The organism is Acinetobacter albensis, from assembly GCF_900095025.1.
Classification (GTDB): domain Bacteria; phylum Pseudomonadota; class Gammaproteobacteria; order Pseudomonadales; family Moraxellaceae; genus Acinetobacter; species Acinetobacter albensis.
The window spans coordinates 105,099-120,603 of the sequence record NZ_FMBK01000002.1 but is presented as its reverse complement, the minus strand read 5'-3'; the positions used below and the strand labels follow the sequence as shown (position 1 = coordinate 120,603).

Here is a 15,505-nt window from a genome sequence, read left to right as displayed (position 1 = left end):
AATAAAAATGGCCAGTCAGAACTGGCCATTATTTTATTGTTGCATTCGTTTTTTAACGAATAAATATTTACGGACAAATGGAAGAATCAATAATAATCCTGACATGATCCATAAGCCTATACTGATATTACTGTGCCATAAAATACTTAACTCGCCATGTGAAATAGACAAAGCACGACGTAAATTAGACTCCATTAATTCACCTAAAACGAAGCCTAGAATCAACGGGGCTAATGGAAAATCAAATTTTCGTAAAATATAGCCAATTACGCCTAATCCCATACAGAGCAATAAGTCAAACGTTGTACTGTGAATGGCATATACCCCCACAAAACTTACACTCGCAATAATGGGAATTAATATGTAATTTGGAATATTTAGTAACTTTGCAAAGAAACCCACCAAAGGTAAGTTTAAAATCAACAAAATAATATTACCGATCATCAGCGATGCAATGAGAGACCAAACCAAAACGGGTTGTTCAACAAATAATTGTGGGCCTGGCGTAATATTATACAGCGTTAAGGCACCCATCATTACTGCCGTTGTACCTGAACCAGGCACACCCAAGGTCAGCATGGGAACGAATGAACCACATGCTGCTGCATTATTGGCACTTTCAGGTGCTGCTAAACCCCGTAAATCGCCTTTACCAAAGTTACCATTTTCACCTGCAATTTTACGCTCTGTGGTATAAGCCATTGCACTGGCTACGCTTGCACCCGCACCAGGTAAAATCCCTGAAAAGAAACCAATTAAAGAACCACGAATAATCGTTGCTAAAGAACTGAGTAATTCTTTTAAATTAAAGATTGATCGTTTACCTTGCTTTAAAACAACTTGGCCAACTGTTGTTCGCTCTAGCATTAACAAAACTTCACTGACACTAAATAAACCAATGACAATTGTGGTAAATGCAATCCCATCACTCAAGCCAACTGAGTTAAAAGTAAAACGATAGACGCCCGTGATCGCATCCATTCCGACTGTAGACAATCCAAGTCCCATTAATGCCATAATTAACGTTTTGAATGGTTGAGTACTGACTAAACCTGTCAAACACACAATTGCGAACACCATTAAGGCAAAGTATTCAGCTGGACCAAATGCAATCGCCCAATTGGCAAGAATTGGAGCAAAAAGGACAATACCAATAAATGCTATGGTACTCCCGATAAAGGAACTCATTGAAGACAATGAAAGTGCAATACCCGCTTTACCTTGTTGTGCCAATGGATAACCATCTAAGGTCGTCATAATGGCACCCGCATCACCGGGAACATTGATCAAAATAGCTGAAATGCGTCCACCATATTCACAACCAAGATAAACAGCAGCTAAGAGAATAAGTGCACTTTCAACGGGTAAACCTAGGGCATAGGCGAAAGGGAGTAAAATAGCCACCCCATTAATTGGACCTAAACCTGGTAATAAACCGACTATTGTTCCAATAAATGCGCCAATAAATGCAATGAGAAGATTCTGTGGCTGCAAGGCAACTTCAAAACCGGCCATTAAAAAATTTAAAACGTCCATAAAGTTGTCATCCTTAACCTAACAGTCCAAGTGGCAATGGCACATCTAATACGCGATCAAACAAATAATAGGTACTCGCTCCCAAAATAACCGCCGTAATCACTGTGGGTATTGTTTTTCCATGGAATAACTTACCAATAGCAATGGTCATAAATATTGTGGCAATCATAAAACCGAGCCATTCAAATAAAGCGGCATACAAGGTTAAAGCTAAAGTACATAAGGCAAGCTTACCCAACATATGCTTGGTCCAACCCAGCTCAACGGGTTCAAACATAATGGCTGGACGAACTGTCAGATAGACGGCACTGGCTGTAATAAGTCCCATCAATAAAATTGGAAATGCTTTTGGACCCACTGAATCATAAGAAATAGGTGCATCAAAACTACATGCGTAGATCAATAAACCAAATCCACAAAGTGCTATTATTGCCGTTAGAATACGTTCTGCTTTCATAATCTTTCCTTTAAAAAATATCCCGAGACCAAAAGTGAGTACTCTCGGCTCAGGATTTCTGATTATTTCGACAATTTATTTTCTTCAGACAATTGACGCATTTGCTCAGTCTGCTTATAGACATAAGCAGATAGCTCATCTCCAGTCATTGCAAACGGGAGTAGATCTTGATTGGTACGAACGGCTTCAAATTTTTGATCCGCCATCATTTTTTCAAATGATTTTTTCCACCAGTTAAATGAGTCTTCACTGACTTTTGGACCCATATAAAAGCCGCGTATTACTGGCCACTCAAGGTTATATCCTTGTTCTTTTGCCGTAGGAAGGTTAGAAAATTTACCTTCTAAACGTTTATCCGAAAATACAGCCAATACTCGAATTTTACCGGTTTCTAAATTTGCCCCAACTTCACTTACATTTCCTACTGCAACCTGAATATGTTGACCTAGTAAAGACGTTAATACTTCACCTCCACCCTCAAGTGCCACAAAACTCATGTCAGCTGCATTCACCTGAACTTGTTTAGCTAACAAGGCTGTTTGCATCCAGTCTTGTCCACCAACACTGCCCGCACCACCAAAACTAATGCTTCTCGGATTAGCCTTTAATGCATGCATCAGATCATTCAAGTTTTTATAAGGTGAGTCTTTATGCACGGCAACCAAACCATAATCAACTGCTACGCCAGATAACCATTTCACATCTTTTTCTGTAAAGTTACCAAATTTGCCTTGTGCAAGATTAAGCAATGAGCCAGTTGAAAATGCAATTACAGCATTATTATTTGCAGGGTCATTCCCTACAATTTTATTATAAGCAACTGCCCCAACTCCGCCTGGCATATAAGTCACGCGAATTGGATCATTTAAGACCTGTGTTTCTTTAAACCCAGATTGAATAAGCTTACAGGTCATATCGAACCCACCGCCTGGTTTTGCAGGTGCAATACATTCAGGGCGCTTAGGATAGCCTGCTTCTTTAGAAGCATTACTGTTATTACAACCTGCGATCGCAACACTTACACCGACTAAAGCCACTAACTTTAAATTTCTCATCACTGCTACATCCTTATAGTTCACTTTTCCGTTCATTTCTTTGCCTATAGCCATCATCGACCTCCATGGTCAAAATTGAGGTTTGGGTCTTTATTTTGTTTTACTTTTTGCAGTCCGCTCCTCTACTGCAAATTTTAACAATGCAGCACTTCGGTAAAATCCATGGGCAAACTTGCCAAAAGGAATGGTTAAAAAGAAAGTCATGACTGTGGCTAAATGGATAATCAATAGCAATGCCATAGCCGTAGTATCACGAAAGACCATTAAAGCAAGCCCTGTAATACTGACAATCAAGAGTAAAAATATAAATCCGCGATCCATCGGTTTTTGCTTGGCATCACCATGCATCGGATCACGTTTAATATTTAAGTAAAGCAAGCCAATTGGACCAATCACCAAACCTAAACCGCCCAGTGTTCCTAAAATCACAGGTAGACTCGTATAGGCATACGGTGCTTGTAAACCAAAGAAATAATGGTAAATCGTTGCCACTATGGTTGCTAAAAAGCACAGTAAAAATCCATACATGGTGAAGTGATGGAAAACACGACGAATTTGTGTATAGCGGTCATCTTCTTCATTACAGCCTTTACCATGCCCACCATCTAGATATTTCAAAGTGAGGACATTTTTTGATGCTTGAATAATATCGGTTTGTGCAACCCCTTCTGGAATAATGTCGGAAGTTTGCTTCCAGAATTTAATGATTCCTAAACCTAGCAATATAAAAGCAGTCACAAATACCGAACCAAATAAAACAGCTAAAAAGTTATGCGGGAAAATGGCATAGAAATCACCTTGATATTTACCGAACAAATCAGTGCCGTTTAACCATGTTCCAGCCAACATCAGCAAGAAGAAAAGAACCGTCATCACAGACACCAAAGTAATGCCTGTTTTTTTATAAATCTGGCCAAAAGATGCCGGTACAGCAAACTCTTGATATGTTTCTAAGCGAACCTGTGCCATAGCTTGAGGAATATTGACTCCAAATTCATGTGGAGGCGCATATTGGCAAGCATGTAAACAAGCACCACAATTGTGACAAAGGTTTGCCATATAGTGAATATCGGCCTGTGTAAACTCTAAGCGTTTAGTCATTGCAGGAAAGACCGCACAAAAAGTTTCACAATATCGGCAAGCATTACAAATCTGTAAGGCCTGTTTAACCTGTTCTTCGTTCTCTGTTAATTGAACAACGGGAATGATGATTCTTGGACTGGCATTCATACCTTAAGCTCCTTGTTTAAATGCAGATAAAGCTGCATTTTTTCCAGCAATTCGTCCAAAGGTTGTACCTATCGACATCCCTACACCCGCGGTATATCCCTGCCCTAGCACATTTCCTGCCATCATTTCACCCGCAACAAATAAATTTGGACTTGCCTGATTTTTAAAGCGCACAGCTGCATCATCTTCGACTTTTAATCCAAGATAAGTAAAAGTAATACCGGGTTTAAGTGCATATGCATAAAATGGGGGCTGATCTAAAGGAACGGCCCAATGCGTTTTAGAAGGTGTTAAATTCTCAGTATGACAATTATCTAAAATGGTGTGATTGAACTCACCTTTAACACAGGCCTCATTATAATCTTCAACTGTTTTGCACAGAATGCTTTCATCCAAATTGAGTTTTTTTGCCAACTCTTTAATACTATTCGCTTTTGTTCCCTCAAAAACTGGCGGCATAAAACGTCCAACCGATTTAGAGTCAATAATAGAATACGCCACTTGTTTGGGTTGTTTTGCAACCAAACGCCCCCAAATGGCATAACGTTTCGGCCAAAAATCTTCACCTTCATCATAAAAACGTTGTGCATTTTGATTGACCACAATCCCGAGCGAAACGCAATCAATACGCGTACAAATTCCCCCGTCATACAAAGGGGCTCGAGCATCTACAGCTACACAATGTGATTGTGATGGATCACCAATAATATCGACACCTTGATCCATCATAAATTTAAGTAAATTACCTTGATTGAAGCGTGTACCACGAATAATAAAATTATCTGCTGGCCATTCACCATTTTCGTTTTGGCCCCATGCTTCACGTAACCATTCTCGGTTTGACTCAAAACCACCCGCCGCAAGTACACAGGACTTACCTTCAAAGCGTGTACCATCTTGTGCAACTGCAGCAATAAATTTATTATTTTCAATAATTAAATGATCAATTTTGGTTTCATAGCGAATATCTACCCCGAGGTTTTTTGCACTACGAAAATAAGCATTCACCAATGCCTTACCCCCGCCCATAAAGAATGCATTTGTCCGAGCAACATGCAGAGCACCTGATAAAGGTGGCTGAAAATTCACTCCATGTTTACGCATCCATTCACGACAAGTTTCGGTAGAGCGAATGACTAAGCGTGCCAAGTGTTCATTGGTTTTACCAGCCGTCACTTTCAGTAAGTCCTGCCAGTACTCTTCTTCAGAATATGATTCAATAAGTACATCTTGCGGCGCATTGTGCATACAACGTAAGTTACGCGTATGTTGTGAGTTTCCCCCCCGCCATTCTTTGGGAGCAGCTTCGAGTAATAATACTGAAGCACCTTTCTCTACCGCTGTGAGTGCTGCACATAAAGCAGCATTCCCGCCACCAATAATGATTACATCATGCATCCGATGTCTTCCCTTTCGAATTTTACTTACTTTAAGACGAAAGAAGAGAAACTTGTGATAGCCCTGAATTAAAGGGGTGTTTAATATTATTAAATAGCTAATTAGTCTATTAAGACGGCACTGGGCCAGACACCCGCTGAAACAAGTTCTTTAATGCAATGTTTAATCGCAACTTTTGCTGCCAAACTGGCTGGAGATAGTTGTTCTTCTGCAATACTAATGAGGTAATTAATACGTCCAAGCTGTGGTTCCATGACCTTTAATAGGCATAATTTATTACGTAACGGTTTAAAAAAAGCACTACTAGGTTGAATAGTTGCAACGTCTAAATGTGCTACACAGTCCATTAATAAATGTAGGCCATCAATTTCATATTTAACATTGATTGAGTCTAATTTTTGATTTAAAAATTTTCGCAGACCATGACGTTGGCTGGGTAGAACTAGAGGTAATTTTTTGATCTGCTCGATATCAATTTCACCTTGATCTAAACAACCATCCAAACCATTTTTTATTAAAAGTTCGGGTGTACACATCAGAAACATTTGCTCTTTGAGTAAAGGTTGAATAGACCATTGTTGATCGACATCATTCGTAAAAATAATCGCTAAATCTAATTGTCTTGTATTAATCAATTGCGATAAATTTCCAGATAAACTTTCAACTAGATGCACTTGAATATCCGGATAGCGTATAGCCATGATCTTCATGAAAGGTACACCCAGAACAGATGCAATACTGGGTGAAACACCAACACTTACATGGCCAGTTAAACGTGATGATTGAGCACCTTCAATCGCGTAGCCCATATGCCTTATAACCAGTTGTGCCTGCTTATAAAAAGCTAAACCCGCTGGTGTAGGGGTTACTCCTTGTGTATTTCTTTGAAGTAAACGAGTGGAAAGCTCATCTTCTAATTTCGATATTTGTTGACTTAATGCCGATGTTCCCACATCAAGCTTCTTAGATGCTTTACCAAAACTGCCGGATTCAACAATTGATATAAAATATTTAAATTGTTTTAATTCCATTTATCTCACTGACTTATATGCTTATTCATTCAATTATAACTGATATGGTAATGACTTTAGCTAGATCTAAAATCATTACCGCTCATTTTGAACTAGAATTAGTTTAAGTTGATAAAAAATCAAAAATTGTTTAATTCATTAATTCAATTATTATTTTTAAATAATCACCTTCATTTTCGAATTAAAAATTTAGGAAACCTAATCTTTTATCTTTTGTTGGCTTAGACGATATATTTAAAATCATGGTGTAAAACATCCCAGAGGCATACTTTTTGATATTCAATGTCGAATTGTTAAAGAACTTGAACATAAGTTAATAGCACAAGTATTTATTTATATCTTAGACGATGAAATGGATTATTTATCTTTGCTCAAAGAAAAATGGGCGTTCACCTGTTTGGATTATCAGCTTCAAGGTATAGTCCAAAAGCATGGCTAAAATTGATTAAAAAAGTCCATTAACCACTTGGTTTTTATCATCATAATTGCAATGGCATTACTTATATGTGGAAAGAATACACGGGTAATGTTCAATATACAGTTTTTCATTTCCATCTAAGGGCTCATTCGTCAGCCTTTTTTCTACATTCAAAGTCTTTTTTCAAAACCAGAATTGAGTTTAGATTTTTATGTTTTTTATACTCATTTCCTATCCTGTCCTCAAGCAGCCAGTTTTTGCTTTTACCTTCAAACTTTGATGTGGGGTAGGTTGAGGGGTAAAAATACAGATAAGAAAAAAGCCCTTGTAGATACAAGGGCTTTTTAAGGTATTTGGCGGAAGCGGTGAGATTCGAACTCACGGAGGGGGTAAACCCTCGTCGGTTTTCAAGACCGGTGCATTAAACCGCTCTGCCACGCTTCCATGTCGGCAAGAATACAGAGCTTTTCAATTTCTGACAAGAAAAAATTAGGTCTATCTGCTTTGACTGAATATTGTTTCACCAACTCTTTATAATTTAGCTGCTAATTCGGCCCCTTCACGAATAGCACGTTTGGCATCAAGTTCTGCTGCCAATTTTGCACCACCAATAATATGGTAATTGGCTAAAGTATTTTCACCTTCATTTGGCATAATATCTTTCACTGATTCTTGACCAGCACAAACCACAACAGTATCTACCCGTAAAAGTTGATCATAGCCATTGGTTTCAACCCACAAACCTTCATCTGTAACCGCTTTATATTGGACACCTCGTAACATTTTGACTGCATGTTTTTTTAATTGAGCACGATGCACCCAACCCGAAGTTTTACCTAGTCCTATCCCAAGAGCTGTCGTTTTACGTTGTAATAAATAAATTTCACGAACAGGATGCTCAATTTGTGCAGGTTGTAACCCACCTTCCGAAACATAATTTGGATTTGGATCGATTCCCCATTCGCGTTGCCAGTCATCCAATGGTTGTGGCTGCGGTTGATGTACAGGTTTCAATAAAAACTCAGATACATCAAAACCAATTCCACCCGCCCCAATCACTGCAACACGATTTCCAACGAAAGCTCCTCGTAAAACTTCTGCATAAGATAAAACTTGAGGTGCCTGACTACCTTCAATTTTTAAAGCACGCGGTACAACTCCCGTTGCAACAATCACCTCATCAAAACCTTCACGTTCAAGCTGTTCACGATTGACGCGGGTATTTAAGCGCAGCTCCACTCCTGTTTTTTCAATCTGAACCTTAAAATAGCGAATGGTTTCATGAAATTCCTCTTTACCTGGAACCACTTTGGCCAAGTTAAACTGACCTCCAACCTCTCGAGCAGCTTCAAATAAAGTCACTTGATGACCACGGCTTGCAGCGACTGTTGCAGCTGACATACCCGCAACACCGCCGCCCACCACTGCAATTTTTTTCGGTGTTTTGGTTTTTATGTATACCAATTCAGTTTCGTAAGCTGCACGTGGATTGACCAAACATGTGGCACGTTGATTTTTAAAGGTATGATCTAAACAGGCTTGGTTACATGCTATACAGGTATTAATTTCATCCACACGATTGGTCGCTGTTTTGTTGACCCAAAATGCATCCGCCAAGAATGGACGTGCCATTTGCACCATATCTGCTTTACCCGCAGCTAAAATGGCTTCCGCAGTTTCTGGCATATTAATACGGTTTGAGGCAATGACCGGAATAGTGACATGCTTTTTCACTTCTGCTGTGTAATCTGCAAATGCGGCACGTGGTACAGAGGTTACAATAGTGGGAATACGTGCTTCATGCCAACCAATTCCTGTATTTAGCAAAGTAACACCCGCTTTCTCAAGGGCTTGTGCAATAGTGACAACCTCATCCATAGTGTTGCCATCATGGACCAAGTCAAGCATCGATAAACGGAAGCAAATAATAAATTTTTCACCGACTTTTTCACGAATTGCTCTGACAATATCTACAGCAAAACGCATTCGATTTTGAATATCTCCACCCCATTGGTCATCACGTTGGTTCACATGACGGCTTAAAAACTGATTCAGTAAATAGCCTTCAGATCCCATAATTTCTACACCATCATAACCTGCCTTTTTCGCAATGCTGGCAGTGTTGGCATAATCTTCAATGGTCGAAACAATCTGTTTCTCACTCATCTGACGGGGTTTAAAAGGTGAAATCGGTGATTTAATGGGACTAGATGACACCACAAAAGGTTGATAACCATAACGACCTGCATGCAGAATTTGCATCAAGATTTTTGCGCCATGCTTATGTACGGCATGTGTCACTAAACGATGTGGTGCGACATCAGCGATATTACTCATGGTGCCGCCAGCAGGAAGCAACCAACCAGAACGGTTCGGTGAAATACCGCCAGTAATGATCAATCCAACTCCACCTTTTGCACGTTCCCCAAAATATGCCGCGAGTTTAGGATAATTATAAAAACGATCTTCTAAACCTGTGTGCATAGACCCCATCACAACACGGTTTTTAATGGTGGTAAAACCCAAATGAAGGGGTTTTAAAAGATTTGCATATGGAGTTGTCATGATAAATCCTTATTTCGTCGGCTTTGCAACTTGTTGCATACTACTCTACCGACTTTTTATATTTTGTTTATGGCTTTTTAAGCAATTTGTCAGCAAAGAATTGTCAATTTGACCCAAAAAAAAGTGTAGTTCTTTAAACTACACTTAAAATATGACATCTCATTGTTGTCCAGTTTAAATTATGATGATTTCCAGTTTTTTAATTTTGTTGTATGACCAATTCCAACGTTAAAACTGTTGGTCGGATCAAGTTTTTGATAATGATTTTTTAAAGCAGGTTTCGCAATATACAAATGCCCTACGTTATGCTCAGCTGGATATTCGGCACCTCGATGATCCAATAAATGCCACATTTGATGCTCAATTTCGAGTGGATCAACGCCTTTTTTGACAATATAATCTTGATGAAAAACATGACATAAGAAATGACCATAATAAAGTTTATGAATCATCAGCTCATCCATTGCTTTAGGCAGGGTTTCAACCCATTCATGGTCATTACGGCGTAACGCAATATCCAGTGCCACAATGTCTTCTACTTCACTACGATGCGTATCACGATAACGTATCGCAGCACCTGCAATGGCGAAGCGATGCAAAAAAGCTTTACGGCCTTCATCTTCATCACATAAAAAATAAGACCCTGTAGGGTTGCTATCAAAATATTGTGCCAGAAAATGTTGAACCCTTTCCACGTCCTGATTTTCAATGCGTAAAATCAAATGATGTTCATATAAATCACGAAATTCAGTCATCCGCTTAGGCAAATGACGGGGCAAAAACTGAGTCATCAGTTGTAAAAATTTATCTGACCAGCCTTTCATATGCATTTTGTCTAAATAGCCATCGACTTTATCTTTCATAGCAAACGCAGCAGGCACTCTAGCCGTACCGAATTTTTCAATGAACATAAATGTATCTTTGCCGTATTCGGCACCAATGTCATACGCTACGCGATGAATATATTCACCCGCAATCGGTAAGCGTGGTAAATCCTTGAGTAAAAACCGCCGAATTGCGGTTAAGTCTTGTTGTGTGTTGGTTCCCACATAAAAAACTTGGCTTGGAATTTTCTCAAAGGTATCCAGTCGTACTGCAAATACACATATTTTACCTGCTGAGCCTGATGCTTCAAACAAACGTGAAGGATCAGCATTAAATCGTGCAGGACTATTTTCATCGATCTGTTTTACATCATGTGCATAACGTTGGTCAGAAGCACAACAACTTGAATTATTTTCAATATCAGACAGTTGATAATGCCTATTTTCAAGTTTAGATAAAATTTCTTCAGGTGTCCTGCCTAAATTCACCCCCAAATGATTTACCAATTCGAGTTGACCTACTTCATTTACTCGCGCATAGAGCGCCAGTTCAGTATATGCAGGCCCACGACGAACCAAAGCCCCACCCGAGTTATTGCAAATACCTCCTAAAACCGAGGCACCAATACAGGAAGAACCAATCACTGAATGAGGCTCACGATTAAAGACCGCCAGTTCTTTTTCCAATCTGTCTAAAGTCGCACCGGGCAAACAAATGACTTGCTGACCTTCGTTAATCACTTGAATACCTGCCAACCGACGTGTACTTAGTACCAATACAGGACGATCATAATCATCACCAAATGGTGTGGAACCTCCAGTTAAACCTGTATTGGCTGCTTGCATAATCACAATACAGTCTGCTTCGACTGCTGTTTGTAAAACTTGCCATTGTTCAAGCAAAGAAGCTGGGACAACCACGGCTAAAACGCGTCCAGAACCGTAACGGCGCCCCTGACGATATAAACGTGTGTCATTCTCATCGGTCAGGACATGTGCTTTACCCACAATATTGATCAGTTTATCAATGGTTTGTTGTAAATCTGAGTGAGCTTGCATTTGATACCCTGCATATTTAGATTTTCTAGCTTTTTAATAAAATCTAATAACTAAAATGAGAAACCAACTTTCAAAATAAGAATGATTTATCCCAATATCAGCTATCGTGATTAGCGGCATGGATGCCGCTGTTGAGCAGAGGAACAAGGACGTTCCTTCTGCTCAACAAAGGATTTTGTTACCTTGCGCAGTACACTGCTCATCCATCAAAAGTAAGACATTACCTACGCCAGAACAATAAATTCAAACCAACACCTGTGGTTGTAACAATTTATGAATAAATAACTTAGTCAGCTAACTCTCGATCCAATTTCACCAAACAATCAGAGTTAATATCCGCAATGGTTTTTGCACCTGTTAATGTCATCGCTACACGCATTTCTTTTTCAATTAAATCCAAAAGATTGGATACACCCGCTCCACCTGCGGCACCTAAAGCATAAATAAATGCACGGCCCAGCATACAAGTATCTGCCCCCAGTGCCAGCATGCGCACCACATCTAGACCATTACGAATACCTGAATCTGCCAGAATTTTAATATCGCCTTTAACGGCCTCTGCAATTGGAGGTAACGCTCGGGCACTGGATAACACACCATCGAGCTGACGCCCACCATGGTTTGAAACGACAATACCATCGGCACCAAAACGTACTGCATCTTTGGCATCTTCAGGATCTAAAATCCCTTTGATGACCATTGGGCCATCCCAAAATTCACGAATCCACTCTAGATCTTTCCAAGAAATAGACGGATCAAAATTATTGCCTAACCATCCAATATAATCTTCTAAACCTGTCGGCTTACCCAAATATTTTGAAATATTGCCCAAATCATGTGGACGGCCATGTAAACCGACATCCCATGCCCATTGTGGATGCATCATCGATTGTAAATAACGACGCATAGCGGCATTGGGACCACTCATACCGGAATGTGCATCACGATAACGCGCCCCAGGTACAGGCATATCCACAGTAAAAACCAACGTCGAGCAACCTGCAGCTTTCGCACGTTCTAAAGCATTTTTCATAAAGCCACGGTCGCGCAGCACATACAGTTGAAACCACATTGGGCGGTTGATTACAGGTGCAACTTCTTCGATTGGACAGACTGAGACAGTCGACAACGTAAAAGGAATACCTTTTTTATCTGCTGCGACGGCTGCTTGTACTTCGCCACGACGTGCATACATGCCCGTTAATCCGACTGGTGCTAAAGCAACTGGCATTGACAAAGTTTCATTAAAAAGCTGAGTTTCTAGACTTAAAGACGACATATCATTTAACACACGTTGTCTTAAAGCAATTTTGGATAAGTCTTCCACATTACGTTTAAGCGTATGTTCTGCATAAGCTCCTCCATCAATGTAATGAAATAAAAACGGGGGTAAGCGACGCTTGGCAGCTTCACGATAATCATTCGTAGAAGAAATAATCATAATAGTTATATCCTGTTTAATCGACTCGCACGCTGACGACGGGCTTCTTCCTCATCAATCGAGCGTACTTGTTGCACTACAAACTCAATATGTCCACAGACTGCTTTTTGTGCAGCTTCTGGATCTCGGCGTTCAATTGCGGCCATCACCTGAAAGTGTTGATCATGCAGTTGATCAAAACGATGTGATTCTGAATAAACTTTTCGACGGCCTAGAACCACGTTAAATTGCAATAAATCAAACAGACTACGCATCATCTGAATCAGCACCAAATTATGCGAAGCGTCAGCAATCGCAAGATGAAATTTAGCATCAGCCCTTGCTGCCTGATCGTCATCACCCAGTGCCTGAAAATAGGCAATTTGATCGTAGCATTCACGAATATTTTTTAAGTCTTCTGACGTAGCACGCTCTGCCGCATACCAAGCCGTTCCACCTTCTAAAATGGTTCGTGCTTCCTGTACATCAAAACGATAAGCAGGATCTTGATCAATCAATAGACTGAGTGGCTGCACAATTTGATCTTGTGACCAATTGTTAGGAAGTTGCTGTAAAAAAGTACCTGCTCCGACTTTACTGAGCAAAATTCCCATACTGATCAGTTGCTGAATGGCTTCACGTAACGATGAACGCGAAACACCCAATTGTTCACATAATTTACGTTCGGCAGGCAAACGATCTCCAACCTGCATATTGTCTTGCTCAATCAGTATGCGTAAGTTTTGTACTACTTTGTCAGAGACTTTCATGTGCCGAACCTCAATTGCGTGTTATGGAATCATCCATGGGAACACATATGCTTGTAAGGTAATGATGATACCCATCATTATGGTAAAAACGATACTGTGTTTCACAGTAAATCGAAATAAATCAGACTCTTTACCCACAAGCCCCACTGCTGCACACGCAATTGCAATAGATTGTGGAGAAATCATTTTTCCTGTCACACCACCACTGGTATTGGCGGCTACAAGTAACACTTCAGGTACACCGATTTGCTGTGCTGTAGTGGCTTGTAATGCAGCAAATAAAGCATTTGCAGAGGTATCAGAACCCGTCAGAAATACGCCAATCCAACCTAAAAATGGTGAGAAGAATGTAAAAGCTTGTCCAGTATGTGCCAGTGCCAAAGCCAACGTGGCAGACATGCCCGAATAATTGGCAATAAAGGCAAAAGCCAACACCATTCCAATTGAATAAATGGGTACTTTTAATTCATTAATGGTTTCACCAAATGTCGTAACTGCGTCTTTTGGTTTCATTTTCAAGAAAATGATGGTAATCACTGCGGCGATAAAAATGGCTGTTCCCGTTGCAGAAAACCAATCAAATTTAAAAATTGCATCATAATCTTTAATTTCAGGTACTACAGGTGGCATTTTTTGTACCAACTGATGTAAATAAGGCACTTTGATTGAAATCACCAAATCGTGTAATGCACCATCTTTAGTAAATAAGTCTTTAAAAGGTTTCACACTCCAAATGGTCACCATGGCAGTTAAAATCATGAATGGAGACCAAGCTTTGGCAATTTGAGCAAGACTATATGTCTGTTGCTGACTGGCAACTAAACTTGCATCATCTTGGCCATCTTCCTGACTAAAACGGAAAATATGTTTGGGTTTCCAATATTTAAGCAAGATGGTTAAACTGACCAATGCTGCAATCGCAGCAGTAATATCTGGAAGTTCTGGGCCAACGAAGTTAGACGTTAAATATTGTGCGATGGCAAAAGAACCACCACCCACCAAAATAGCCGGCCACGTTTCCTTAACCCCACGCCAACCATCCATAATGGCCATAATCCAAATTAAAACCACAGGCACCATAAACGGTAACTGACGACCCACCATCTGACTGATTTCCATGGTATCGACACCAGAAACCTGCCCTGCCACAATAATTGGAATCCCCATCGCCCCAAAAGCAACAGGTGCAGTATTCACAATTAAGCATAGACCTGCAGCATATAAAGGTTTAAAGCCTAAACCCACCAATAACGCAGCAGTAATGGCAACAGGAGCACCGAAACCTGCGGCACCTTCAAGGAAGGTTCCAAAGGCAAAACCGACCAATAACATCTGTAAACGCTGATCTTCTGTAATGGATAAAATCGAAGAACGGATAACATTAAACTGTCCCGTTTTTACTGAAATTTTATATAAAAATACTGCACCAATAATGATCCACGCAATCGGCCATAAACCATATAGAAACCCATAGACCAAGGAAGCAAATGCCATGGTCGCTGGCATTTGATACGCAAATAGTGAAACCAAAAGTGCCAAAATAACGGTAATCGTTCCTGCCACGCTACCTTTAAGACGAAAGATAGCCAATGCAAGGAAGAAAAAAACAATCGGGATCATCGCAATTGCACTAGAAATCCAGATATTTCCCATAGGGTCATAAATTTGTTGCCAAGATTGAAGCATTGTCATCTCCTTGAAATGCTTATCTGTCCGCTACCAGCGGTCTGATGAATTATAGA

The 15,505-nt window shown here is 40.0% G+C and carries 11 protein-coding genes and 1 tRNA gene; all 12 read right to left on the bottom strand.

All coding sequences use genetic code 11. The features are described from left to right. Window positions 1-33 precede the first annotated feature (33 nt). Window positions 34-1,536: a tripartite tricarboxylate transporter permease gene (locus GA0116959_RS01830; protein ID WP_092717750.1), complete on the bottom strand. Its 1,503-nt coding sequence runs from the start codon at window positions 1,534-1,536 to the stop codon at window positions 34-36. Between the two features lie 13 nt (window positions 1,537-1,549). Continuing rightward, window positions 1,550-1,996: a tripartite tricarboxylate transporter TctB family protein gene (locus GA0116959_RS01825; protein ID WP_092717748.1), complete on the bottom strand. Its 447-nt coding sequence runs from the start codon at window positions 1,994-1,996 to the stop codon at window positions 1,550-1,552. 59 nt (window positions 1,997-2,055) lie between these two features. Then, the gene (locus GA0116959_RS01820; RefSeq protein ID WP_092717745.1) at window positions 2,056-3,102 is read right to left on the bottom strand and encodes a Bug family tripartite tricarboxylate transporter substrate binding protein; all 1,047 of its coding nucleotides are present in this window, start codon (window positions 3,100-3,102) and stop codon (window positions 2,056-2,058) included. Between the two features lie 36 nt (window positions 3,103-3,138). Beyond that, window positions 3,139-4,278: a tricarballylate utilization 4Fe-4S protein TcuB gene (gene tcuB / locus GA0116959_RS01815; RefSeq protein ID WP_092717742.1), complete on the bottom strand. Its 1,140-nt coding sequence runs from the start codon at window positions 4,276-4,278 to the stop codon at window positions 3,139-3,141. Window positions 4,279-4,281: 3 nt separating this feature from the next. Beyond that, window positions 4,282-5,676: an FAD-dependent tricarballylate dehydrogenase TcuA gene (gene tcuA, locus GA0116959_RS01810; RefSeq protein WP_092717739.1), complete on the bottom strand. Its 1,395-nt coding sequence runs from the start codon at window positions 5,674-5,676 to the stop codon at window positions 4,282-4,284. A 101-nt stretch (window positions 5,677-5,777) separates the two neighbouring features. Then, a complete protein-coding gene (locus tag GA0116959_RS01805) occupies window positions 5,778-6,707 on the bottom strand; it encodes a LysR family transcriptional regulator (protein ID WP_092717736.1) in 930 nt (309 codons plus the stop codon). 772 nt (window positions 6,708-7,479) lie between these two features. Beyond that, window positions 7,480-7,569 (bottom strand) — tRNA-Ser (locus GA0116959_RS01800). Window positions 7,570-7,656: 87 nt separating this feature from the next. Next, on the bottom strand, window positions 7,657-9,690 hold the full coding sequence (locus GA0116959_RS01795; RefSeq protein ID WP_092717733.1) for an NADPH-dependent 2,4-dienoyl-CoA reductase: 2,034 nt from the start codon (window positions 9,688-9,690) through the stop codon (window positions 7,657-7,659). A 179-nt stretch (window positions 9,691-9,869) separates the two neighbouring features. Continuing rightward, on the bottom strand, window positions 9,870-11,573 hold the full coding sequence (dld, locus tag GA0116959_RS01790; protein ID WP_092717730.1) for a D-lactate dehydrogenase: 1,704 nt from the start codon (window positions 11,571-11,573) through the stop codon (window positions 9,870-9,872). Window positions 11,574-11,859: 286 nt separating this feature from the next. Further along, on the bottom strand, window positions 11,860-13,014 hold the full coding sequence (gene lldD, locus GA0116959_RS01785) for an FMN-dependent L-lactate dehydrogenase LldD (protein ID WP_092717727.1): 1,155 nt from the start codon (window positions 13,012-13,014) through the stop codon (window positions 11,860-11,862). Between the two features lie 5 nt (window positions 13,015-13,019). Then, window positions 13,020-13,763, bottom strand: coding sequence for a transcriptional regulator LldR (lldR, locus tag GA0116959_RS01780; RefSeq protein WP_092717724.1), 744 nt, complete (start codon window positions 13,761-13,763; stop codon window positions 13,020-13,022). A 21-nt stretch (window positions 13,764-13,784) separates the two neighbouring features. After that, window positions 13,785-15,455, bottom strand: a complete 1,671-nt coding sequence (gene lldP, locus GA0116959_RS01775) for an L-lactate permease (protein ID WP_171256845.1) — start codon at window positions 15,453-15,455, stop codon at window positions 13,785-13,787. Window positions 15,456-15,505: the final 50 nt, after the last annotated feature.

Bases quoted from the DNA above. Each gene is read 5' to 3' on its own strand.
- GA0116959_RS01830 (WP_092717750.1), bottom strand. From the start codon at position 1,536: ATGGACGTTTTAAATTTTTTAATGGCCGGTTTTGAAGTTGCCTTGCAG.
- GA0116959_RS01820 (WP_092717745.1), bottom strand. From the start codon at position 3,102: ATGGCTATAGGCAAAGAAATGAACGGAAAAGTGAACTATAAGGATGTA.
- tcuB (WP_092717742.1), bottom strand. From the start codon at position 4,278: ATGAATGCCAGTCCAAGAATCATCATTCCCGTTGTTCAATTAACAGAG.
- tcuA (WP_092717739.1), bottom strand. From the start codon at position 5,676: ATGCATGATGTAATCATTATTGGTGGCGGGAATGCTGCTTTATGTGCA.
- GA0116959_RS01805 (WP_092717736.1), bottom strand. From the start codon at position 6,707: ATGGAATTAAAACAATTTAAATATTTTATATCAATTGTTGAATCCGGC.
- GA0116959_RS01795 (WP_092717733.1), bottom strand. From the start codon at position 9,690: ATGACAACTCCATATGCAAATCTTTTAAAACCCCTTCATTTGGGTTTT.
- dld (WP_092717730.1), bottom strand. From the start codon at position 11,573: ATGCAAGCTCACTCAGATTTACAACAAACCATTGATAAACTGATCAAT.
- lldD (WP_092717727.1), bottom strand. From the start codon at position 13,014: ATGATTATTTCTTCTACGAATGATTATCGTGAAGCTGCCAAGCGTCGC.
- lldR (WP_092717724.1), bottom strand. From the start codon at position 13,763: ATGAAAGTCTCTGACAAAGTAGTACAAAACTTACGCATACTGATTGAG.
- lldP (WP_171256845.1), bottom strand. From the start codon at position 15,455: ATGACAATGCTTCAATCTTGGCAACAAATTTATGACCCTATGGGAAAT.